Consider the following 22,053-nt stretch of genomic DNA (forward strand, 5'->3'; position numbering starts at 1 on the left):
CCATGCCGCGCTTCCTCATCATCGAAGACGATTCCCAGAATGCCCGCTTCCTGGCCGAAGGCATGCGCGAACTCCAGGCCGAAGTCTGCGTCTGTCCCGACGGGGTGCAGGGGCTAACCCAGGCCGTGACCGGCCACTGGGATGCGATCGTGCTCGACCGCATGCTGCCCGACGGCTTCGACGGCATCAAGATCCTGCAGGCGCTGCGCGGCATGGGCAACACCACGCCGGTGCTGGTGCTCAGCGCGCTGTCGGCCACCGACGAGCGCGTGCGCTGCCTCAAGGCCGGCTGTGACGACTACCTGACCAAGCCGTTCGCGTTCTCGGAGCTGCAGGCCCGCCTCGAAGCCCTGCTGCGCCGCGTGCAATCGGCCGCGCCTGCGTCGGTGCTCGAAGTCGGGGATCTGCGGCTGGACCTGCTGAGCCGCCATGCCGAGCGCGGCGGGCGCACGCTGCTGCTGCAGCCGCGCGAGTTCCGCCTGCTGGCCTTTCTTGCGCGCCATGTGGACCAGACCGTCACGCGCACCATGCTGCTCGAATCGGTCTGGGATTACCGCTTCGATCCGCAGACCAATGTGATCGACGTGCACATCAGCCGGCTGCGCAACAAGGTCGACAAGGGCTCCGAGCAGCCGCTGATCCATACCGTGCGCGGCGTGGGCTACTGCCTGTCGACCCACGCGCCCGGGCTATGAACCTGCTGAGCACGGCCAGGCGCCCCTGGAGTTCGATTGCCTTTCGCCTGGCCCTGAGCTATGGCGGCCTGCTGCTGCTGACCATGGTGGTGGTGTTCACCATCTTCTATGTGCAGATGGTCAGCGTGTTCAGCCACCGCATGGACCGCGAAGCCAAGATGGACCTGCAGCGCCTGGAGCAGCATGCGCTGCATTACGGCGAAGCGTCGCTGCGCAAGGAAATCGACCGGATGCTCAGCGATGGTGTCGACAGCCAGACGGAAATCGCCATTCTCACAAACTGGGACGGCGACTTCCTCGCCGGCAATGCGCGCATCCTGCCGCAGCGCAGCATCAGCACCTTCGGCTTGCGCGAGCTGCCGCTCGAGCGCGAAGGCCGCAGCATGACCGGCCGCGTGGCCGTGGCCCAGCTGCCCAGCGGCAATGTGCTGATCGTCGGCCGCGACATGGATGCGCTGCAGGACATCGAGCAGCGTTTCATGCGCGCCAGCCTGACCGCGGCGGTGATCGTCGTGATCCTGGCCATTTCGGGCAGCGTGGGATTCGCGCGCCTGGTCGATGACCGCGCGGCCAGCATACGCCACACCATGCTGCAGGTCGCCAACGGTGACCTGGGCCAGCGCATTCCGCTTTCCAACGATGACGATGAATTCACGCGGCTGGGCCGGGACATCAACAAGATGCTCGACCAGATCGAGCTGCTGATGGATGGCGTGCGCCATGTCTCCAACACCATCGCCCACAACCTGCGCACGCCGCTCACGCGGGTGCTGCTGCAACTGCGCAGCGTGCGCCATCTGGGCGGAAATGATCAGCAGCGCCTGCTCGAACACCTCGAGCAGGAGGTGCAGGACCTGGGCACGGTGTTCGACAAGTTGCTGCAGATTGCCGAGCTCGAATCCGGCATGCGCCGCCAGGAGTTCGCGGTGGTCGATATCCAGGGACTGCTGGCCGACATCGCCGACCTGTACGTTCCGGTGGCCGAGGAAACCGGCTCCTACCTCGAAGTCGTGGTCCAGGGCCACCCCTGCGCGCTGGGCGATGCCGATCTGCTGGCCAATGCGCTGGCCAATCTGGTCGAAAACGCGCTCAAGTACGCCTGCCAGCAAGCCGGCGGCCATCTGCGCATCACGGCCGAGCAAAAGGGCGAGATGATAGACCTGCGCCTGCAGGACAACGGCCCGGGCGTGCCCGCGGACTTGCTGCCGCATATCACCGATCGCTTCTACCGCGTCCATGAACGCCAGCCCGGCCATGGCCTGGGGCTGTCGAGCGTGCAGGCCATCGTGCAGTTGCACAGCGGCAGCCTGCACTTCGCCAATCTCGCGCCCGGCTTCGAGGTGCAGCTGCGCCTGCCGGCGGCGGCAAGCGCGTAGCGGACCCCGGGACTCAGAACGTGTTCACGTTCTCAGATCCGCAGCGTGCGCCAGCTGCGGAGAAGGGCGCCGGCGCGCGCACGCCAGTCGCTTGCAGCCGGAGGCCGCGCCGGTGCCGCCACCGGACTGCAGCGCAGATGGGCCGGGCCGGCCAGCGCCGTGATCTGCAGCCTCAGCGCAGCGGGCGCGCGCCAGCTCTGGCCCGCCTGCAGCCGCCACTGCAGCCCGGGCAGCGCGTCGATGCCGGCCAGCGCCGAACTGTTCAACTGCAGCGTGCCGGTGGCGCAGAACAGTTCGTCGCCCGCGGCAAAGGCGCGTGTCAAGGTCTGGCCGCGGGCCAGTGGCGCAAGGGTGGGAGCGGGGGCGGTGGGTTGCATACAGGGACTCGCACAGGTACTGTTTCGGTGCTGTAAGCGTAGGGCCGGCGTGCCTGGCATAACAGGCACAGCAGAAAGCCTTGTGCACCGCAGCAGCGCTGCTTGTGGCCAGCTGTTCTGGTCTGTCAATGGCCAATCTGTATCTGTTGCAGAACAGCCAGAACAGGCATGATGCAAGGCCTGAGCCCTTTGATGTCCCGTCCCATGCCCCTGACCGTAACCACCCCGGACGCATCGCTGCCGCTGTACCAGCGCATCGCGGCCGATTACGCCCATGCGATGGCCCTGGGCACGTTGCAGGCGGGAGAGCGCATGCCTTCGGTGCGCGAGGTGATGCGCAGGCACACGGTGAGCCTGTCGACCGCCCTGCAGATGCTGCGCCACCTCGAAGCCGCGGGCCATCTCGAGGCGCGCCAGCGCGTGGGCTATTTCGTGCGCAGCGCCCGGGGCGGGGCGCTCGCGCCCAGCAGCGAACCCGATCTGAGCCGGCCCGTGCAAGGCGTCGACCAGGCGCACTTCATCGGCATCAACGCGCATATCTCGCTGCTGCTCGAGCAGGGGCGCCAGGCGGATGTGCATACCGATATCGGGGGCTGCACGCCGCCGCCGGGGCTGTTCGACCACCATTACCTGAACCGCATCGTCGCCAGGCTGCTGCGCGACGACCCTACGCTGCTGGTGCAGGGGCGCTCGCTGCTGGCCAACCAGGGCAATCACCCCCATTTCCAGCAGGCCATGGCGCGGCGCGCGCTGGCCTCGGGCATACGCGTGGCGCCGGCCGACGTGCTGGCCACCACCGGCAACTCGGAAGCCGTGAGCCTGGCATTGGCCGCGGTGTGCGCTCCTGGCGACATGGTGGCCGTCGAGTCGCCGACCTACTACGGCCTGCTGCAGGTGGTGGAGTCGCTGCAGCTGCAGACCCTGGAAATCCCCTGCAGCCCGCGCACGGGCATGTCGATCGAAGCGCTGGAACTCGCGTTCCAGACCCAGCCGCGCCTCAAGGCCGTGGTGGTCGTGCCGGAGCTGCAGATGCCGCTGGGTGCGCGCATGCCCGATGCGCACAAGGCGCGCATGGTGGCGCTGTGCGCGGCCCATGGCGCGGCGCTGATCGAAGACGACTCCTACGGCCTGTTCGTCGAAAGCGATCAGGCGGTCAAGCCCCTCAAGGCCTGGGACAACACGGGCGGCCATGTGATCTATTGCCAGGCTTTCAACAAGAGCCTGGCGCCGGGCCTGCGCCAGGGCTGGATGAACGGCGGGCGCTGGCATGGGCGCGTACAGATGCTCAAGTTCGCCCAGAGCCGCAACACGCAGACGCTGGGGCAACTGGTGGTGGCCGAAGTGCTGGGCTCGCCCACCCACCAGCGCAGCCTGGTCAAGCTCAAGCAGCAGCTGCGCAGCCAGCGCGAAGGCATGGCGCGGCTGGTGGCGCGCCATTTTCCGCTGGGCACGCGCCTGAGCCTGCCGCCCGGCGGGCTGTGCCTGTGGCTAGAACTGCCTGAAGGGTTTTCCAGCGCCGCGCTGTTCACCGCGGCCCTGGCGCAGGGCATACGCATCGCGCCGGGCAGCATGTTCTCGAACTCCGGGCGCTACGAACACTGCCTGCGCCTGGCCTGCACGCATCCCGTGACGCCCGCGATGGAGCAGGTGTGCCGCACGCTGGGGGCGATGGCCTGCGCGCAGCTGGGGCAGGCGGCGCGCGGGTGAGAGGCCACCCTCGGCGGCTCAGGGCGAACGGTTGTTGAGGGCGCGGTGTAAAACTCCGTTCGGGCTGGGCCTCGCTCGGCGCGCCCGTCGAAGCCCCGGCATTGAATCAACCCGCCTCAAGCCTCGCTGGCCGGCTCGCCACAAACAGGTTGCAAGCGTTGCGCTCAACTGCTCCCCCGTTCGCCCTGCGCCTGCCTGGCCGGCCGGGTTCTGCAGCAACGCCGACCCGCTGCCCGGCATCGCCAATCAAAGCGATTCAGCCACTTCCTTCAAGCAAGCCACCAGATGCTGCGCGCCCGGTGTCAGCGTGCGGCTGCGGTTCCACATCACGCCTGCAGGACGCATGAGGCGCGGGAGCGTCAGTGGCAGCACGTTGAGCGGTTGAATCGGGTCTTTCGCTGCCGCCGCGGCCATCATTGCGATGGCATTCGTCATGTGCAGGTAGGAACGGATCAGGTGCGTGGAGAGGGTTTCGATGTAGTTGCTGGAGAGCGAAATGTCGTGGCGTTCGAGGATGTGTTCCAGCGGCTCGCGCAGTTGCGAGCCTGCGGGCGGCAGTACCCAGGGGTAATTTTTCATATCCGCCCACTTCACTTTCTTCTGTTTCGCCAGCGGATGGTTCGGGCCGGTCATCAGCACCAGAGGCTCTTTCAGAAGTTCCAGCTCCTGCACATCCTGGCTTGCGTGCCGGGAAGGCAGTCGGCCGATCAGCAGATTGATATTGCCCTGCAGGAGCTCGGGCATCAGCGTCTGGATGGTGCCCTCGGTCACCAGCACGTTGGTGCCAGGCGAGCGCTCCTTGAGCAGAGCCAGTGCCGTGGGCAAAAGCACCGATGTCCACGCCGGGAAGACCCCCACATGAATCTTTCCTTCCGTGCCTGTGCTGATGGCGCGCAGTTCTTCGCGCGCGTGGTGGATGTTGACCAGCATGCTGCGCGCATGGCGGATCAGGCATTCGCCGTAGGCCGTTGGCTGCAAGCCTTGAGGGGTGCGGGCGAACAACTGCAATCCAAGGCCTTTTTCCAGCTCGGACAGCGCCTTGGAAACCGCGGAAACGGTGATGTGCGAGATCTCTGCGACTTGCTTCAGGTTGCCGAAATCATCCAGTGCAATCAGCAGCCGCAGCTGTCTTGCTTTGAGGTTGACTTGCAGATACCAGTCGAGTGGGGAAGCGGGCATGTCGATGTGTTCGCTGGCAGTTCGATGGGCAGAACCTATGCCTTAGATCGTGAACACGTTCTGAGGGAACCGTAGCTTAACTGAATGCTCAACCGAGGCCACAAATTACTCAATCGACAACGTGTTGGTGCACATGCACCATCGGTCACTCAAAACAACCAACAGAAATGAGAGACAAGCCATGAGTGATTCAGGACGGAATGTGCTGCGAAAAATGATTCAAGGCGCGCTGGCGCTGGCGTGCGTTGCGAGCGGCGCGGGCCTGCATGCCGAAGCCGCATTTCCGAGCAAGCCGCTGACCTTGTACGTGGCGTTTGCGCCGGGCGGGGCGGGCGATATTGTTGCGCGCCTGGTGACGCGGAAGATGTCCGAGAGCATGGGGCAGCCCATCGTCATCGAGAACCGGCCCAGCCCGATGGTGGCCGTGCAAACCGTGCAGCGCGCCAAGCCCGACGGCTACACGATGGTCATGGCCGGCAGCGGCACGGCGCTGACCACCGGGCTTTTCAAGAAGCTGCCGTACGACCTGATGAAGGACTTTCGCCATGTCTCGTCGTTGTCCACTTTCGATCTGGCACTGATCACCGGTACCGAGTCGGGCTTCAAGTCGGTGGCGGACGTGGTGGCGTATGCAAAGGCCCATCCGGGCAAGCTGAACATCGGCACCGTTCGCGTAGGCAGCACGCAGAACTTGTCCGCAGAGATGTTCAAGTCGATGGCCGGCATCGACGCCTTGATTATTCCGTATCGCACCACCGCCGAAGTGATGTCCGGCCTGCGCAGCAAGGACATCCAGGTGGGCCTGGAGATGGTTCCGCCGCTGCTCGGCCAGATTGCCGGCGGCAGCGTCCGTCTGCTGGCTGTCAGCTCCCTGCAGCGCTACCAGGACCTGCCTGATGTCCCAACGCTCGACGAAAGCGGCGTGAAGGGCTATGAATCCGGATCCTGGAATGGCGTGAGCGTGCCCGCCGGCACGCCGACGACCATCGTCAACCGACTGGCGAGCGAAATCGCCAAGGCGGTCAATTCGCCGGAGGTCCAGAAGGAGCTGCTGAGCATGGGAATGCGGCCCGACAGGAGCTCGCCGGAACTGATGACCAAACGCATGCAAGGCGATATCGACAAATGGCGCGGCGTCATCAAGGCCGCAAATATTCCCCTGCAATGAGTTGAGCGCAACGGTCCGGATGGCTTGAGCTGGCCTGTCCCAACCGCTGGCCCAAGCCGCCAGAAGCTTCATGCGATCGATCCCCCATAACACCAACCGAGACAAGCCGGATGCAACGCCCGTTGCGCCGGTCAACACAATGAAACCAAAAAGCAAATATCTGCGTTCCACATGGGTGCTGGCAGGCATGCTGGCAATCATCAGCCCGGCTGCCAACGCGCAATCTTCACTCACCGTATTCGGTGTGATGGACTTGGGAGTGCGCCGCACCAATACCGACCATGTCGGGCATGTGCTTTCGATGGCAAGCGGCGCCCACACCAGCAGCCGCTACGGCGTTCGCGGTCGCGAAGATCTGGGCGGCGGCTTGAGCGCTTCGTTCTGGCTCGAGTCCTTTCTCAGCGCCGACACGGGGGCGGTGACTCCCGCAGGCTTTCAACGCCGCTCCACATTGAGCCTTTCGCATACTGAGTGGGGTGAGCTGCGCATGGGGCGCGATTTCACGCCGACGCATTCGAACTGGGCGCGCTTCGATCCGTTCAACTACGTGGGGATTGGCTCGGTGCAGTTGTTCTCTCTGAGTGCAACCGGCAGCACGCCGGCCACCGCGGCTTTCGGCAGCAATGCCAACAGCATCCAGCGTTCCAGCAATGCCATTCAGTATCTGTTGCCGCGCAATAGCTGGGGTCTGGAGGGCGGCATCACCAAGTCGTTCGGTGAAGGCAATGTGTCGGCCAGCGATCAGCATTCGTCGATTGGCGCACGACTGGGCGTGAACCTGGGGCCGGTATTTGTCTCTGCAGCGAGCTATACGACGCATGACGACAAGACCATTTCCGACTTCAAGGACCGCGCGGTGGCGGCGTCGTGGAACGCCGGATTCGTCAAGCTTTCGGGGGGCGTGCGCCGCTTCGAGTACCAGCAGGCGACGCAGAGCAACTACCTTCTTGCCGCAGTGGTTCCGTTTGGTGCGCATGAGGTGAAGTTCTCGTTCAATCGCGCAAAGATGGGCGGCACGGCGGGGGCCACGGCTATTCAGGGTGACGGCGCGGATCAGCTGGCACTGGGCTATGTGTACCGCCTGTCCAAGCGCACGGCGGCCTACGCCACGGCGGCCACCATGCGAGACAAGGGCAATGCGCGCTTCGTCATTCCAGGCGCACCGGCAGGCACGGCGGGCGCCCGCTCGCAGGGCTTCGAGTTCGGCATGAATCACGAATTCTGACGCGCAAATCCTTCACGCAATTGAGCCGTCCGGCAACCCCGTGCCATGCGCGTTCGCGTGGCTGCGAGCCATGTTTTTCATGGCCGCGCGCAAGGTTTCAAGGCTGTTGCCTCGGGTTTGCCCGTGTGTGCCTGCCTGGCGTTTCTCATCGGCAGGAAGTCGGAAAAGTACCAGTGAATGTTTTTTTTGTGTAGTGGCTAAACGCCCCGCCTTTCATATTCTTTCAACCCATAGAGCGACATCGCCGATGTGCCGAGCAACCGAAAAGGTTGCGGCCAAAACCAAGATCCCAAGGAGTACGAAGTTGTCCAAGAAAGTGCCTCTCAAAATTGCCATCGCGGAGCATCCGCATACCTCGGCAATCCGCAACGGTTCCATTCCGATTGAAGGCGTCGAGCCCGAGTTCGTCACCGTCAAACCGCAGATTGGCGCCTTCCGCCGCATGGTGCGCGATGTGGAGTTCGATGTCTGCGAACTCGCTCCCACTACCTACATCATTGCGCGTGCCTACGGTGCGCCGTTCGTTGCCTTGCCGGTGTTCGTGGTGCGCCGTTTCCACCATGGCGGTCTGCTGGTGCGCCCTGATGCGGGCATCAGGACACCGAAGGACCTGGAGGGCAAGAAGGTGGGCGTGCGCGCCTACTCGGTGACTACGGGCGTGTGGACACGTCAGGTGCTGATGGACGAATTCGGTCTCGATTCCTCCAAGGTGACCTGGGTGGTGGACGATGAGGAACACGTCACGCAACTCAAGCTGCCATCGAACGTGATTCACGCACCCGAAGGGACTTCGCTCGCCGACATGATGGCCAGCGGCGAACTGGTGGGCGGCTTTGCCGCCGCCGCGGGCATCGGCCGCACCGGCGCACCCACCGGCGGCTGGAAGGAAGTGGAGGCCGACTATCCCGATCTGCTGCCCAACGCGGCAGAACTGGAAACCGAATACTTCGCACGCACAGGCATTTATCCGATGCACGGCACGATCGTCGTGAAGGATTCCGTGCTCGCCGAGAACCCCTGGATCGCCAGGTCGCTCTACAACGCATTCGATCAGGCCAAGCAGGAATGGCTTGCGCGCCTGAACTCCGGCGAGGCGAGCACCGATGGCGACAAGAAATACCGCGCGTTGCAGAAGATCGTCGGCAACGACCCGCTGCCCTACGGCCTGCAGGAAAACCTCAAGACCATCGAAGCGCTGGAAGCCACGGCATTCAAGCAGGGCCTCACGCCGCGTCGCATGTCCGTCGGCGAGCTGTTCGTCGACCCGCAAGCCTGAATAACGGGAGAAGAGAAAAATGATCATTGATTGCCACGGTCACTTCACCACCGTTCCCGCGTCGTTTCGCGCCTGGCGTGCCAAGCAGGTGGAGTGCGCCGACAACCCTGCGGGCGCACCTTCGCGTGCCCAGGCGCATGTCAGCGACGACGAAATCCGCGACGCCATCGGCAACGGCCAGCTCAGGCTGCAGCGCGAACGCGGAAGCGACTTGACGCTGTTCTCGCCCATCGCCGGCCTGATGAGCCACCACCTCGGCAACGAGCGCACCTCCCTGGAGTGGGCCGAGGTTTCCAACGACCTGGTACGCCGCGTCTGCGATCTCTATCCCGACAACTTCGCGCCCGTTTGCCAATTGCCGCAGTCGCCGGGCGCCGCGCCCGGAAACTCGATTCCCGAGCTGCGTCGGTGCGTGCAAGAGTTGGGCTTTGTCGGCTGCAACCTGAACCCCGATCCCACCGGCGGCTACTGGACCGGCACGCCCATGACGGACCGCGAGTGGTACCCGCTCTACGAAGCGCTGTGCGAGTTGGACGTGCCGGCGATGATTCACGTGGCTGCATCGTGCAACCCATGCTTTCATGGCACAGGCGCGCATTACCTGAATGCCGATACCTCCGTGTTCATGCAATTGCTGCAGGGCGATCTGTTCAAGGATTTCCCAACGCTGCGCATGGTGATACCGCATGGCGGCGGCGCCGTGCCCTATCACTGGGGCCGCTATCGCGGCATGTCGCTGGAGTTGGCGAATCGTCCGCTCGAAGGCCTGCTCGACAACATCTTCTTCGACACCTGCGTCTATCACCATCCAGGCGTGGAACTGCTCACCAAGGTGGTGCCGACGAGCAACGTGATGTTCGGCTCCGAGATGATCGGCGCCGTGCGAGGCCGGGATCCGAAAACCGGCCACTACTTCGATGACACCAAGCGCTACATCGACGACTGCACCGCGCTGTCCGACGCGGATCGCCTGGCCATCTTCGAAGGCAATGCGCGCCGTGTCTATCCGCGCCTGGACGCCCAACTCAACGCCCGTGGCAAGCAGCTCGGCGCTGCACTGGAGACAGCATGAACTACATCGACATTCATCCGCACATCATCTCCGACGACGAAAAGCGCTACCCGCTTGCGCCGCTGTTCGGCAAGCGATCGGACTGGTCGCGCGAGCGCCCCAGCACCGTCGAGATGCTGATTGCCGCAATGGACGAAGCCGGCGTTGCCAAGGCGGCGGTCGTGCACTCGTCAACCACCTACGGCTTTGACAATTCCTATGTGGTGGATGGCTGCAATCAGCATGCAGACCGCCTGGTGGCGGTGGGCTCGGTCGACATGCTGGGCGACAACGTCGAGCAGGTCGTGCGCGACTGGGCGGACAAGCGTCTTGCGGGCCTGCGCATATTCACTGGCGGCTCCACCAAGGATTTCGATCCCAGCGAGCTGGACAATCCCAAGTCCTTCAGGGCCTGGGAGGTGATTGCCGAGCTGGGCCTGCCCATGTGCATCCAGACCGGCCCCATCGGCCTGCCGCAGGTGCGCATGCTGGCCGAGAGATTCCCGAAGGTGAACATCATCCTGGACCACCTGGGCCGACCGGATGTTCTTGACGGCGCGCCATACCGCAACGCGCAAAGCCTTTTCGACCTGGGCGATCTGCCCAATCTCTACATGAAGATCACGCCCCGCATTTTCGGCGACGTGAAGAAGGACAAGGCCAGCGCCGAGACTTTCTTCCCGCGTGTGGTCGAGGCTTTCGGGGCGCAGCGAATGGCGTGGGGCTCCAACTTCCCCACGTCACCGGGCACGCTCAAGGAAATCCTGGCAACGGCAGAAGAAGGGCTGGCCTGCCTGAGCGCGCAGGAGCGTGCGTGGGTGTTTGGAAAGACGGCGGCAACGCTCTATCCCATGCTGGCGTGATGAATGAAGGCTTGAGAGTTCTTGGTTGAAACAGTGGCGGTGGTGTGCATGAATGCTGCCGCCGCCACATAAAAAAGAGAAAAAAATGGAGACAAGCACAGTAGAGAAGAAGCAGGGGGCCGCGTACCCCTGGATCATCCTGGCCCTGTTGTCGATGGGGCTGCTGATCGCGTTCGTGGACCGAACCAGCCTGTCGTCCGCACTCGCCGACAAGAACTTTGTCCGCGACTTCGCGCTCACCAGCGTAGATCGCGGTTGGCTCAACTCGGCATTTTTCTGGACCTATGGCTTGATGCAATTGCCCATGGGCTGGTTGGTGGATCGCTATGGCGTGAAGTGGCCGTACACGGTGTGCTTTTGCATCTGGTGCCTGGCCACCGCAGCGACGGGCATGGTGACTGCGTTGGCCGCTTTGCTGCTCATGCGCCTGTTGATTGGTGCGGCGGAAGCCGTGGTGATTCCCGCCAGCTACCGCTGGATAGGCAACAACTTCGGTGAGAACCACAAGGGGTTTGCGGTCGGGTTGTTCGCCATGGGCGGCAAGTTCGGCCCCGCGATAGGTGCGCCGATTGCCGCCTGGTTCATCGTGAGCTACTCGTGGAAGTTCATGTTTCTGGTGACTGGCGTCGTTGGCTTGCTGTGGCTTGTGCCATGGCTCTACATGGTGCGCAACGATTTTCCGTCGAAGACGGAACTCGCCACGGCAAAGCGCAGGGCTTCATCCGTCACCTTGAGAAATATTCTGGCGAGCCCCGTGGTCTGGGGCGGCATGATCAACAACTTCTGCTACGGCTACTTCACGTTCTACTGCATGACGTGGATGCCCGCCTACCTGGTGGAGCAGCGCGGCTTGACGCTGCAGAAGTCGGGGCTGTTCACCTTCTTCAGCTTTGCCGGCATCGCGCTCATGGCCACGTTTGGAGGCTGGGCGGCGGATCGCATCATTGCCCGCGGTCACAACGCGGTACGGGTGCGCAAGGCATTCGTTGTGGCGGGCTTCATCGGCGGCAGCACCGTGCTGCTTGGTGCGTTCACCGAATCGCTTCAGGCTGCGCTGTTCTGGAACGTGCTGTCGCTCTCCATTCTGGGGCTGGCCACGGCAAACAACCTGGCGCTGTGCAAGCTCACCCTGATTCCCAAGCAGGCGATTGGCCTGACGACCGGCGTGCAGCAGTTGGCGACCAGTCTGGCGGGCGGCATTTCCGCAAGTCTCTCGGGCTGGCTGCTTCATGTGAGCGGCAACTATGACCTGCCGATGATGGTGATCTTCGTATTCCTGCTGATCGGTGCAACCAGCACGCTGGTTTTGCTGCAACCCAAATGGGCGCCGAAGGTCAGCGAAGAGAAGGCCGAACCCAGCCCCTCTTCGCCGGGACCAGGCATTGCCAAACCCGCAGCCTCCACGGCCCATTGATTGCGTGAACGGCGCCTAGGCGCGCCCAGGACTTTTCGTTCATTTTCCCCCGCAAAAAACGACAGACCGAAGGCTGTCGCGGGGGCCCCTTTGTCTCAAATTTTCAAACGTTCAACAGCGTATGGCAAAAATCGTATTCGGAATGGCAGTACCGCACAGCGGCATGCTCGGCCAGGCACCCGAGGACTGGCTGATCAATGGCGAGCGCGACCGCAACAATCCAGAGCTCTGGTATCAGAATCGCACCTGGACCTACCCGGAGCTGGAGGCGCACCGAGGTGCGGCATTCGAGAAGTATCTGACGCTCGAGGAGCGCACCGCGCGCTCCCGGCGTTGCCGTGCCGCACTCGATGAGATGGCCGCCGTGTATCGCCGCGCGAACGTGGACGTGGCCATCATTCTGGGCAAGGACCAGAAGGAGATCTTCACCGATCACTCGCCTTCCATCGCCATCTATACCGGCCAGGAAGTGCACAACGGCCCACCACAGCGCGCCGTGTATGCACCCGATCACCACGTCACGCACCAGTGCCATCCGCAACTGGCCACCTACCTGATCAACCGGTTTCAGCGCGAAGACTTCGACCTGACCGACCTGTTCGCCTGGCCCGACAACGTGTGGATGAAGCCGCTGCCGGAATACCCCGTCGTTCCGCACGCATACAGCTTCGTCTACCACCAGATCATGGGCGACAACCCGCCGCCGCATGTGCCGGTGATCATGAATTGCTTCTACCCGCCGACGCAGCCTTCGATGGCGCGCTGCATCGACTTCGGCCGCGTGCTGCGCGAGGCGATTGTCGAATGGCCCGAAGACCTGCGCGTGGGAATCATCGCCTCGGGCGGGCTCTCTCATTTCGTGAACGACGAAGCCTTCGATCACCGGATCATGAAGATGCTGGCCGACTACGACTACGAAGGTCTGGCTGCTGTGGACGACCGCTCCTACCAGTCCGGCACTTCCGAAATCAAGCTCTATGTGAGCGTGATGAAGGCGCTGCAGGAGACCAGGGCGCAGATGACGCTGGTCGATTACGTGCCCTGCTGGCGCACGCCTGCGGGCACCGGCGAAGGCATGGGCTTCATGTACTGGAACGCCGCCGAATAGACACCCAAGAAAACAGATATTGAAGGAAAAGACATGTCCCAAACCCGCCTCAACAACGTCATCCGCGTGCTGGAATCCGGCAAGCCCGCATTCACCGCCTTCGCCAAACTCGACAAGCAGACGGCCATCGAAATGAGCGATGCTCCCTATGACGGCATCGTCTTCGAGATGGAGCACAACCCGTATGACGTGACCGCCTTCGGTGACGCACTGCAGTACATGCTCAACCGCAAGGAAATTGCGGAGTCGGGCTCGGTGGCGCCGCGCGTCACGCCGATTGCGCGTATTCCTGCCAACGGCGCGGAAATGAACCAGTCGTTCGCCAAGCAGGTGCTCGACCGTGGCGCCTATGGCGTGATCTGGCCCCATGTTGCCACGGTGGAGCAGGCCTACAACGCAGTGGCTTCGTGCCGCTATGCACGCCCGAAGAACGCGCCGCTCTATGAGCCCAGGGGCGTTCGCGGCGACGGCCCGGCGAATGCCTCGCGCTACTGGGGCTTGTCGATGGCCGACTACTACGAGAAGGCCGACGTGTGGCCGCTGGCGCCGCAGGGGGAAATCCTGGTGGGCCTGATGTGCGAGAGCACGCAGGCGATTGAAAACCTGGACGACATTCTCGCCAACGTTCCCGGCATCGGTCTGATCCTCATCGGCGAGGGCGACCTGAGCCAGGAGCTGGGCCTGCCGCGCCAATACGAGCATCCCGAAGTGCTCGACGCGATGCGCAGGATCGTTGAAACCTGCCGCAAGCACAACGTGGTGGTGGGCAATCCGCACGTGACGGCCAAGAACCATCGCCGCCTGCTGTCCGAAGGCTATCGCTTCCTGATGTCCGCACCGCAGCGCACCTACGGCGTGGTCGGCATGGCGCGCGAGCTGGCGGGATATTGAAGCGATGAACGCCGCCGCAGGCCTTGTCGAAACGCGCGCCGGCAGCGGCCGGCAGGCCCGGCCCGCGACCCATCCATCCATCCATCCAAATTCGATTCTGGAAATTCACAGGCACAAGGAGAGCTTTCCCATGACCACCACCACCGCTGTCGACCTGCCGACCCTGCGCACGAATCTGACCGAGTACGCCGTGACCAAAGCCATGCGCGACGGGCGCGTGAAGTCCGACATCGTCAACCTCGACTTCTGCGGTCCTACGCCTGCGCACAACGGCTTCAAGCCCATGGTGCGAGAAAACGCATTCGATGCAGGCGAACTGGCCATCGTCACCTACCTGCAGGCCAAAAGCTACGGCAAGCCCTATGTGCTGCTGCCCGCGCCGATTTCCGGTCGCTTTCAGCACCACTGCGGCGGCTTCAATCTCGACTTCGGTCACCTCGATCCGAAAGACATCGAAGGCAAGCGCGTGGGCGTGCGCACCTATGCACAGACAACCGGCCTGTGGATTCGCGGCATCCTGCGCCACGAGTACGGCGTTGATCTCGACAAGGTGACCTGGATGACGCTGGGCGACGGTCACCTCGCCGAGTACGCCGACCCCGCCAACTGCGTGCGCCTGCCCAAGGGCTCGTCCATTCCCGACATGATGATGAACGGCGAGCTTGACGCCGCGCTGCTGGGCGAAGACATGCCCAAGGACCCGCGCGTGCGCACGCTGGTGCCCGATGCGCAGGCGGCCGCCCGCGACTGGTATGCACGCGAAGGCGTGGTGCCGATCAACCACATGTTCGTGGTGCACCAGGACATCTCGAAGAACCGCCCCGACATCGTTCGCGAGATCTTTCGCATGCTCAAGGAAAGCCGCGCGCTCACCGAAGGCGGCGTGCCGGCGGTGTTTCCGCCCATCGGCCTGGAGGCCAACCGCAAGGGCCTGCAACTCGCTATCGACTGGGCGCTAGACCAAAAGATCATTCCCCGCCGGCTGTCGGTCGATGAGTTGTTTGATGACGTGACGGGCAGTCTTTCCTGAGTGCCGTGCGCTGGCGAGTTGACTGCGCAAGGCGTCAGCAGCCCGCCAGCGGCACAGGCCCAGGCCATTGAATCGACGACAACTACAACATACAAAAGACGGAGACAACCATGAAGAAGCCTGTAAAACGCAACAACGTGGGATATGCCATCGCTGTTCTGGCAAGCACCGTGCTGGCTGGAACCGGTGCCAACGCAATGGATTTGAATCCCGATGGTGACTGGCAAGTTCGTTGGGACAACACCGTGAAGTACAGCGGTGGATATCGCTTGAAGAATCCGGACGGCGCGCTGATTTCTCCCGCCGCGTCCAAGCGCAACAACGATGACGGAGACCGCAATATTCAGCGCGGCCTGATGTCCAATCGTCTTGATTGGTTCACTGAATTCGACGTGCAGAAGGACGGCTTCGGCATGCGCATGAGTGCTGCGGCCTGGTACGACGCGGTCTACAACCGCCGCAACGACAACGACTCCGCCGCCACTGCCAACATCACCAGTGGCGCGCACAACCAGTTCACCAGCGGCACGCGCACTGCGGCCGGGAAGAACATCGAGCTGCTCGACCTGTTCGCCTTCGGCCAGGTGGACCTGGGCGAACAGCGCCTGTCGCTGCGCGCCGGCCAGTTCTCGCAGACCTGGGGAACCAGCCTGTTCTTCGGCAACAACGGCATCGCCAAGGGCATGGCGCCCATCGATATCTACAAGCTCAACATTCCCGGCGCAACCGCCAAGGAAACCACGATGCCGGTGCCGCAGGTTTCCGGCACTTTGCAACTGACCGAGAGCACCAGCCTGGAAGCCTATGTGCAGGCGAAATTCAAGCCCACGCGCCTTCCGCCGGCAGGCAGCTACTTCAGCAGCGCGGACTTCCTGGGCCCCGGCCGCGAGGTGTTCGACCTGGGCACTCCCGGCCCGGGCAGGCTGAACTATGCGGGCGATATCAAGGGCTCGGGCAGCCCGAATTTTGGCGTGGCATTGAATACGCACAGCGATCTGCTCGATACCGATTTCGGCTTCTACGCGCTGCGCTATCAGGACACTTCGCCGCAGGTGTTCACGCAGGTGCCCGACAGGCGCTACTGGATTGCCTATCCCCAGAACATCCGCGTGCTGGGAACCAGCTTCGGCACCCAGGTGGGCGAGGCGAACGTGAGTGGCGAGGTCTCCGTGCGCTTCGGTCAGCCACTCGCCGCCAGGCAAGGCTCGCTCTCCATGGCCGCAGGTGCGACCAACGTCAACCTGGGCGGCGGCGGCGCCTATCCCACCGGGAAAACGGCGCACATCAACCTTTCGACCGTCAACGTGTTCGGCCCTTCCGCGCTGTGGGGCGGAGCGAGCCTGGCGGGTGAGTTCGCTGCCAACCACGTGATGTCGATCGACCGCAACGAAAGCATCCTCGACGCTGCGCGCAACAAGACCAGCGCGGGCATTCGCGTGGTGTTCACGCCAACGTACTACCAGGTCATGCCAGGCCTGGACCTGAGTCCGTCGATCAACCTGGGCTGGTCGTTCAAGGGCAACTCGATGATAGACACCGCTTTCCCCTTTGCGGGCAGCCCGAACAGGGGCGGCGACCTGGTGCTCGGACTCTCGGGTGTCTACCTGAGCAAATGGACGGCAAACCTTTCCTACGTGCGCTATCTGGGCAAGGTCGATACGCAAGCCATGCTCGATCGTGACTACATCCGCTTGAGTCTGCAAACGTCGTTTTGAGCACGCGTCGATACCGAACCACATTCCAAGAGAGCATAAAAATGAACACGAAGACAAGCCAATTCGCTGCTGTCTTGCTGCTGCTCGCCGCAGCCCAAGTCAACGCCGCAGTCACGCCTGAAGAAGCGCAAGCACTCAAGGCCAGCCTCACTCCCTATGGCGCAGAGCGCGCGGGGAATGCGCAAGGCACGATCCCCGCATGGGATGGCAAGGCCCCGGCCGTGAACCCCGATGCCAAGGGGCGGCGCATCGACCCGTATGCCGGTGAGAAGCCGCGGCTGGTCATCACCGCCGCGAACCTGAGCGAGCATGCGCAGCAGTTGAGCGAAGGCACGAAGGCGCTGTTCGCCAAGCAGCCGGCGTTCAAGATCGACGTCTATCCATCGCACCGCACCGCCCATTTCTCGCAAGGTGTGTACGAGCAGGTGTTCAAGAACGCAACCCGTGCCAAGCTGGCCAACGATGGGCTCACGGTGGAGGGCGCCTTCGGCGGCATTCCCTTCCCGATTCCCAAGGACGGCAACGAGGCCCTGTGGAACCACGCGCTGAGCTACCGCGGTCAGGTCACCAACATCGTGAGCGACAAGTATGTAATGACGGCCTCCGGCGACCGCATCCTGACGGCGCGTTCACGCACGCAGCGTGCGATCCCGTTCTACGACCCTGCGGGAGCGTCCGAGCAGGGCAACGGCGAAGTCTCGCGTACCCGGATCGACTATCTGGAACCGGCAGCCATCTCCGGCCAATCGCTGCTGTCCATCGAGTATGTGGACAGCTTCGCCAAGCAAAAGGACGGTTGGCAGTACCTGCCGGGCCAGCGCCGCGTGCGCAAGTCACCGTCGATCTCGCACGATGCGCCGGATGCGTCCGGCGGTGGTCTGGTCAGCTTCGACGACGTGAACCTGTTCCAGGGCGAGCAGGACCAGTACCACATCAAGCTGCTGGGCAAGCGCGAGTTGATCATTCCCGCCAACAACAACGGCTTGTTTGCCAAGGCCAGCAAGGATGTGGTCCACAAGGGGCTGCTGGCTCCCGAGGCCGTGCGCTGGGAACTGCGCCGCGTGTGGGTGGTGGAGATGACGCTCAAGGAGGGCAAGCGAAACGTGCAGGCCAAGCGCCGCCTGTATCTGGACGAGGACACCTGGCAAGCCGTGGTGTCCGAGTCGTGGGATGCGCAGGGCAAGCTCTGGCGCACTGGTCAGGCGCATACCTTGCTGGCAAGCGACCAGCCGATGTCGATGACCGTGAGCTATGTGATCTATGACCTGCAGGCAGGCGCCTATGTATATGCCGCCGCGCTGCACGATACAGGCGGCGTGCAGTTCAGTGGCTACACCCCCAGGGAACTGAGCAGGTTCAGCTCGGCAGCGTTGTCCAGCGGAGGCGTGCGTTGAATTGCGCAGGCATGGAGGGCCGGCGCATGGGGCGCCGCGGCTTGCTGTGTGCCGCTGCTTGTGCCGTGCTGCCGACAGTGTCGCTGGCGGACGGGCGGCAAACCGCGTTCGTGCGGCCCGCACTCCAGGTGACGCGGCCCACGCAGGCCGTCATGGTGTGCGTGGCGCGAGCGGGCCTGCGCCTGGTGGCGGGCGGCGAGCGCGGGCTGATCGTCTATTCCGACGACAACGGCAGGCAATGGCAGCAGGCGCAGGTGCCTGCGAGCGTGACGCTCACGGCCATGCGCTTTGCCAGCCAGCGCGAGGGCTGGGCCGTGGGCAACATGGGCGTGGTGCTGCGCACGCGCGACGCGGGTGCCACATGGCAGCGGGTGCTCGATGGGCGCACTGCTGCCGAGCTGGCGCTCAAGACTGCGCAGTCGGCATACGCCTCGGCCGAGGCCGGCGCGGCTGCGCAGCAGTTGCAGGCGTCACTGGAAGATGCGATGCGCCTGGTGAGCGAGGGCGCGGACAAGCCGTTCACGGACATCATCATTCGCGCCGACGGATCGCTGCTGGTGATCGGTGCCTATGGCCTGGCGTTTGCAAGTTCCGACGGCGGAACGACCTGGCAAGCGCAGATGCACAAGCTCCCCAATCCGGAGGGGCTCAGCCTGTACGGATACGCCACGCGATCCGACGAGCACTGGCTGGTGGGTGAGCAAGGACTGTTGCTGCGGGCAGTGGGAAACAGCGGCGCGTTCCTGGCCGCCGAATCGCCCAGCACCGGCAGCTTGTTTGGTGCGCTCACGTTGCGTGATGGAGCGCTCCTGATGTTCGGATTGCGCGGCAAGTTGTTCCGCAGCGCGGCCCCCGGAGAACCCTGGACTGCCGTGCAGACCCCGGTGGATGCCGCCTTGTTTACCGGCCTGCAGTTGGACGACGGCCACGTGCTGCTCGCCGGGCAGGCGGGACAGTTGCTGATGAGCGGCGATTCCGGTCGCAGCTTCAAGGCCGTGGGTTTGAAGACGCGTTATCCGTTCAGCGCAATGGTGAACGCCGCCGATGGTGCTGTGGTGCTCGCGGGTTCGCGCGGACTCATGCGCGTGGAGCGCGCTGAATTGCACAGGGCATCCGGGTCGCCCGATGCCCAGGAGAGAGCGACATGATGAATTTGAATCTGGCGGGCCCTGTTGCGCCGCAAGCGGCCGAACGGGCATTTTTCAACCCGGACTCGGGCAACTGGTTGGAGCGCCTGGTCTTCAATAACCGCATCGTGGTGGTGCTGCTGTGCGTGCTGTTCACGCTGCTGCTTGGCGCCCAGGCCACGCGCCTCACGCCCAATGCCAGCTTCGATGGCATGCTGCCGCTGTCGCATCCCTATTTGCAAAACTATCTGGCCGAGCGCAAGAAGCTGGTCTCGCAAGCCAACAGCCTGCGCATTGTGGTGGAGCGCAAGGGCGGTGGCAGCATTCTCGATGAGGAGTATCTGGAGTCGCTCAAGAAGATCAATGACGAAGTGTTTCTGCTGTCAGGCGTGGTGCGTGGGCAGATGAAGTCGCTGTGGACTCCATCGACGCGCTGGACCGTGGTGACGGAAAACGGCTTTGAAGGCGGCACGGTGATGCCCAGCGACTTCGACGGATCGGCCGGCGCGCTGCAGCGCGTGCGGCTGAATATCGAACGCTCGGGCGAAGTGGGGCAACTGGTGGCCAGGGATTACCAGTCGAGCGCGCTGATCGTTCCGCTTGCCGAGCGGGATGAGTCCGGCAATGCGCTCGATTACGCGGCCTTGTCGCAAAGTCTCGAAGCGCTGCGCAGCAAATACGACAGCGACAAGCTCGCCATCCGCGTGACCGGTTTTGCCAAGGTGGCCGGCGACATGATCGAGGGGCTCGCGCAAGTCATGCTGTTCTTTGCGCTGGCCGCCGCCATCGTCACGGCCATCGTGCTCTGGTACACGCGTTGTCTGCGCAGCACGGTGCTGGTGGTGATGTGCTCGATGATCGCGGTGATCTGGCAGCTGGGCCTGTTGCCACTGCTGGGGTTCTCGCTCGATCCCTATGCCGCGTTGGTGCCGTTTCTCGTGTTCGCGATCGGCATGAGCCATGGCGCCCAGAAAATGAACGGCGTGATGCTCGACATCGGCCGGGGGTTCGACAAGCTGGTGGCGGCACGCTACACATTTCGCCGCCTGTTCATCGCGGGTTTCACGGCGCTGGCCTGCGATGCCGTGGGGTTTGCGGTGCTGCTGGTGATCGACATCCATTCGATCCGGCAACTGGCGATCATTGCCAGCCTGGGCGTGGCGATTCTGGTCTTCACCAATCTCATCCTGCTGCCGGTTCTGCTCAGCTACACGGGCGTGAGTGCCAAGGCTGCGCAACGCGCCGTGCGTGCCGATGCGGTGGGCGGGGTCAGCGGCCTTTGGACCATTCTCGCGCGCTTCACCGAGCGCCGTTGGGCGGTTGCCGCCATCTTGCTCGCAGTGCTGCTGGGCATGGGCGGCGTGCTGGGCAGTCGTGGTCTGCAGATTGGAGACCTCGATGAAGGCGCGCCCGAGCTGCGCCCGCAATCGCGCTACAACGTGGACAACGCCTATCTCACGCGGCACTACGCCACCAGCAGCGATGTGTTTGTGGTGATGGTGAAAACGCCAGCGCAGACGGGGCTCCGGTACGAAGTGCTGGAACGCATCGATGATCTGGAGTGGCGTCTGCGGCAGCTCGATGGCGTGGAGAGCACGACGTCGTTGGCTTCGCTGGCGCGCCAGAATGCGGTGGCGATGAACGAGGGCAATCCGCGCTGGTTCGAACTCTCCCCGAATCAGGGTGCGCTCAATACCGCCGCATCACGTGCTCCGCGCAGCCTGGTCGACGGGGATTTCTCACTGCCGCAGATCCAGGTGTTTTTGCGTGACCACAAGGCCGACACGCTGCGCCGGGTGAGCGAAGCGGTGGAGGAGTTTGCCCGGCAAAACGACTCCGAGGACGCGCGCTTTCTGCTGGCCGCTGGCAATGCCGGCTTCGAGGCGGCAACCAATGCGGTGGTGAAAAAGGCAGACCGCTTCATGCTGCTTCTGGTGTATGCGGCGGTCATCGTGCTCAGCTACGTCACGTTCCGCTCGTGGCGCGCGGTGGCTTGCGCGATCATACCGCTGGCGCTCACGTCGGTGCTCTCGGAGGCGCTGATGGTTGCCCTGGGCATTGGACTGAAAGTGGCGACACTGCCCGTGGTCGCGCTTGGCGTGGGGATCGGTGTCGACTATGCGCTCTATGTACTCAGCATCCTTCTTGCCGAGATGCGCAAGGGCGAATCGCTGCACGCCGCATACCGGCATTCGCTTCAAACCACGGGCCGCGTGGTGATGCTGACCGGCATCACGCTGGCGGTGGGCGTTGCGACATGGGCGCTTTCACCCATCAAGTTCCAGGCGGACATGGGCGTGCTGTTGGCGTTCATGTTCGTGGTGAACATGATAGGTGCGCTGGTCCTGCTGCCCGCGCTTGCGCACTTTCTCTTGAAGTCACCCAAAGCGGTATAGGGCAATCTGATCGGAGAGCTCCCGGTGGGTTTTGCCATCCGCGCATATTCGATGCGCGGAT

The 22,053-nt window shown here is 63.5% G+C and carries 18 protein-coding genes; 16 read left to right on the forward strand and 2 right to left on the reverse strand.

Annotated features, from left to right (window positions below):
- The first annotated feature begins 2 nt into the window (after window positions 1-2).
- Window positions 3-695, forward strand: a complete 693-nt coding sequence (locus GVL12_RS17405) for a response regulator transcription factor (protein WP_159916324.1) — start codon at window positions 3-5, stop codon at window positions 693-695.
- Window positions 692-2,071, forward strand: coding sequence for a HAMP domain-containing sensor histidine kinase (locus GVL12_RS17410; RefSeq protein WP_159916326.1), 1,380 nt, complete (start codon window positions 692-694; stop codon window positions 2,069-2,071). Before GVL12_RS17405 ends, GVL12_RS17410 begins: the two co-directional genes overlap by 4 nt.
- Window positions 2,072-2,103: 32 nt before the next feature.
- On the opposite strand, the gene GVL12_RS17415 is transcribed toward GVL12_RS17410, so the two are convergent.
- Complete coding sequence (locus tag GVL12_RS17415; protein WP_159916328.1) at window positions 2,104-2,448, reverse strand: hypothetical protein; 345 nt, start codon at window positions 2,446-2,448, stop codon at window positions 2,104-2,106.
- Between the two features lie 204 nt (window positions 2,449-2,652).
- On the opposite strand from GVL12_RS17415, the gene GVL12_RS17420 reads away from it, so the two are divergent.
- Entirely contained in the window at window positions 2,653-4,155 is a 1,503-nt protein-coding gene (locus GVL12_RS17420; RefSeq protein ID WP_159916330.1) for a PLP-dependent aminotransferase family protein, read from the forward strand.
- Window positions 4,156-4,401: 246 nt separating this feature from the next.
- On the opposite strand, the gene GVL12_RS17425 is transcribed toward GVL12_RS17420, so the two are convergent.
- Window positions 4,402-5,334 carry a LysR substrate-binding domain-containing protein gene (locus GVL12_RS17425; protein ID WP_159916332.1) on the reverse strand — a complete coding sequence of 311 codons (933 nt, stop codon included), beginning with the start codon at window positions 5,332-5,334 and terminating at the stop codon, window positions 4,402-4,404.
- 133 nt (window positions 5,335-5,467) lie between these two features.
- Between GVL12_RS17425 and GVL12_RS17430 the strand changes: the two genes are divergently transcribed.
- From GVL12_RS17430 to GVL12_RS17490, 13 genes are all read left to right on the forward strand, one after another.
- Complete coding sequence (locus GVL12_RS17430; protein WP_235033899.1) at window positions 5,468-6,502, forward strand: tripartite tricarboxylate transporter substrate binding protein; 1,035 nt, start codon at window positions 5,468-5,470, stop codon at window positions 6,500-6,502.
- 70 nt (window positions 6,503-6,572) lie between these two features.
- On the forward strand, window positions 6,573-7,727 hold the full coding sequence (locus tag GVL12_RS17435) for a porin (protein WP_159916334.1): 1,155 nt from the start codon (window positions 6,573-6,575) through the stop codon (window positions 7,725-7,727).
- A gap of 304 nt (window positions 7,728-8,031) precedes the next feature.
- Window positions 8,032-9,003 (forward strand): PhnD/SsuA/transferrin family substrate-binding protein, encoded by a 972-nt coding sequence (locus tag GVL12_RS17440; RefSeq protein ID WP_159916336.1) that lies wholly within the window; start codon window positions 8,032-8,034, stop codon window positions 9,001-9,003.
- Between the two features lie 19 nt (window positions 9,004-9,022).
- A complete protein-coding gene (locus GVL12_RS17445) occupies window positions 9,023-10,075 on the forward strand; it encodes an amidohydrolase family protein (protein WP_159916338.1) in 1,053 nt (350 codons plus the stop codon).
- A complete protein-coding gene (locus tag GVL12_RS17450) occupies window positions 10,072-10,917 on the forward strand; it encodes an amidohydrolase (RefSeq protein ID WP_159916340.1) in 846 nt (281 codons plus the stop codon). The genes GVL12_RS17445 and GVL12_RS17450 overlap by 4 nt, the downstream gene beginning before the upstream one ends.
- A 52-nt stretch (window positions 10,918-10,969) precedes the next feature.
- On the forward strand, window positions 10,970-12,331 hold the full coding sequence (locus tag GVL12_RS17455) for an MFS transporter (RefSeq protein WP_200843853.1): 1,362 nt from the start codon (window positions 10,970-10,972) through the stop codon (window positions 12,329-12,331).
- Between the two features lie 142 nt (window positions 12,332-12,473).
- The gene (locus GVL12_RS17460) at window positions 12,474-13,439 is read left to right on the forward strand and encodes a hypothetical protein (RefSeq protein ID WP_200843854.1); all 966 of its coding nucleotides are present in this window, start codon (window positions 12,474-12,476) and stop codon (window positions 13,437-13,439) included.
- Window positions 13,440-13,472: 33 nt separating this feature from the next.
- A complete protein-coding gene (locus tag GVL12_RS17465) occupies window positions 13,473-14,330 on the forward strand; it encodes an HpcH/HpaI aldolase/citrate lyase family protein (protein WP_159916344.1) in 858 nt (285 codons plus the stop codon).
- Window positions 14,331-14,460: 130 nt separating this feature from the next.
- Entirely contained in the window at window positions 14,461-15,360 is a 900-nt protein-coding gene (locus GVL12_RS17470) for a phosphate ABC transporter substrate-binding protein (RefSeq protein ID WP_159916346.1), read from the forward strand.
- Between the two features lie 110 nt (window positions 15,361-15,470).
- The gene (locus GVL12_RS17475) at window positions 15,471-17,075 is read left to right on the forward strand and encodes a DUF1302 family protein (RefSeq protein WP_159916348.1); all 1,605 of its coding nucleotides are present in this window, start codon (window positions 15,471-15,473) and stop codon (window positions 17,073-17,075) included.
- Window positions 17,076-17,116: 41 nt separating this feature from the next.
- Window positions 17,117-18,469, forward strand: a complete 1,353-nt coding sequence (locus GVL12_RS17480) for a DUF1329 domain-containing protein (protein WP_159916350.1) — start codon at window positions 17,117-17,119, stop codon at window positions 18,467-18,469.
- 65 nt (window positions 18,470-18,534) lie between these two features.
- The gene (locus tag GVL12_RS17485; protein ID WP_159916352.1) at window positions 18,535-19,617 is read left to right on the forward strand and encodes a YCF48-related protein; all 1,083 of its coding nucleotides are present in this window, start codon (window positions 18,535-18,537) and stop codon (window positions 19,615-19,617) included.
- Window positions 19,614-21,992, forward strand: coding sequence for an RND family transporter (locus GVL12_RS17490; RefSeq protein WP_200843855.1), 2,379 nt, complete (start codon window positions 19,614-19,616; stop codon window positions 21,990-21,992). The genes GVL12_RS17485 and GVL12_RS17490 overlap by 4 nt, the downstream gene beginning before the upstream one ends.
- Window positions 21,993-22,053: the final 61 nt, after the last annotated feature.

The organism is Pantoea sp. 18069 (assembly GCF_902706035.1).
Taxonomy (GTDB): domain Bacteria; phylum Pseudomonadota; class Gammaproteobacteria; order Burkholderiales; family Burkholderiaceae_C; genus Comamonas.

Excerpts from the sequence above, each read along its gene's own strand:
- GVL12_RS17420 (WP_159916330.1), top strand. The coding sequence starts at position 2,653 with ATGCCCCTGACCGTAACCACCCCGGACGCATCGCTGCCGCTGTACCAG.
- GVL12_RS17445 (WP_159916338.1), top strand. The coding sequence starts at position 9,023 with ATGATCATTGATTGCCACGGTCACTTCACCACCGTTCCCGCGTCGTTT.
- GVL12_RS17435 (WP_159916334.1), top strand. The coding sequence starts at position 6,573 with ATGCGATCGATCCCCCATAACACCAACCGAGACAAGCCGGATGCAACG.
- GVL12_RS17460 (WP_200843854.1), top strand. The coding sequence starts at position 12,474 with ATGGCAGTACCGCACAGCGGCATGCTCGGCCAGGCACCCGAGGACTGG.
- GVL12_RS17470 (WP_159916346.1), top strand. The coding sequence starts at position 14,461 with ATGACCACCACCACCGCTGTCGACCTGCCGACCCTGCGCACGAATCTG.
- GVL12_RS17490 (WP_200843855.1), top strand. The coding sequence starts at position 19,614 with ATGATGAATTTGAATCTGGCGGGCCCTGTTGCGCCGCAAGCGGCCGAA.
- GVL12_RS17410 (WP_159916326.1), top strand. The coding sequence starts at position 692 with ATGAACCTGCTGAGCACGGCCAGGCGCCCCTGGAGTTCGATTGCCTTT.
- GVL12_RS17425 (WP_159916332.1), bottom strand. The coding sequence starts at position 5,334 with ATGCCCGCTTCCCCACTCGACTGGTATCTGCAAGTCAACCTCAAAGCA.
- GVL12_RS17405 (WP_159916324.1), top strand. The coding sequence starts at position 3 with ATGCCGCGCTTCCTCATCATCGAAGACGATTCCCAGAATGCCCGCTTC.
- GVL12_RS17450 (WP_159916340.1), top strand. The coding sequence starts at position 10,072 with ATGAACTACATCGACATTCATCCGCACATCATCTCCGACGACGAAAAG.
- GVL12_RS17415 (WP_159916328.1), bottom strand. The coding sequence starts at position 2,448 with ATGCAACCCACCGCCCCCGCTCCCACCCTTGCGCCACTGGCCCGCGGC.
- GVL12_RS17475 (WP_159916348.1), top strand. The coding sequence starts at position 15,471 with ATGAAGAAGCCTGTAAAACGCAACAACGTGGGATATGCCATCGCTGTT.
- GVL12_RS17455 (WP_200843853.1), top strand. The coding sequence starts at position 10,970 with ATGCTGCCGCCGCCACATAAAAAAGAGAAAAAAATGGAGACAAGCACA.
- GVL12_RS17480 (WP_159916350.1), top strand. The coding sequence starts at position 17,117 with ATGAACACGAAGACAAGCCAATTCGCTGCTGTCTTGCTGCTGCTCGCC.
- GVL12_RS17465 (WP_159916344.1), top strand. The coding sequence starts at position 13,473 with ATGTCCCAAACCCGCCTCAACAACGTCATCCGCGTGCTGGAATCCGGC.
- GVL12_RS17430 (WP_235033899.1), top strand. The coding sequence starts at position 5,468 with ATGCACCATCGGTCACTCAAAACAACCAACAGAAATGAGAGACAAGCC.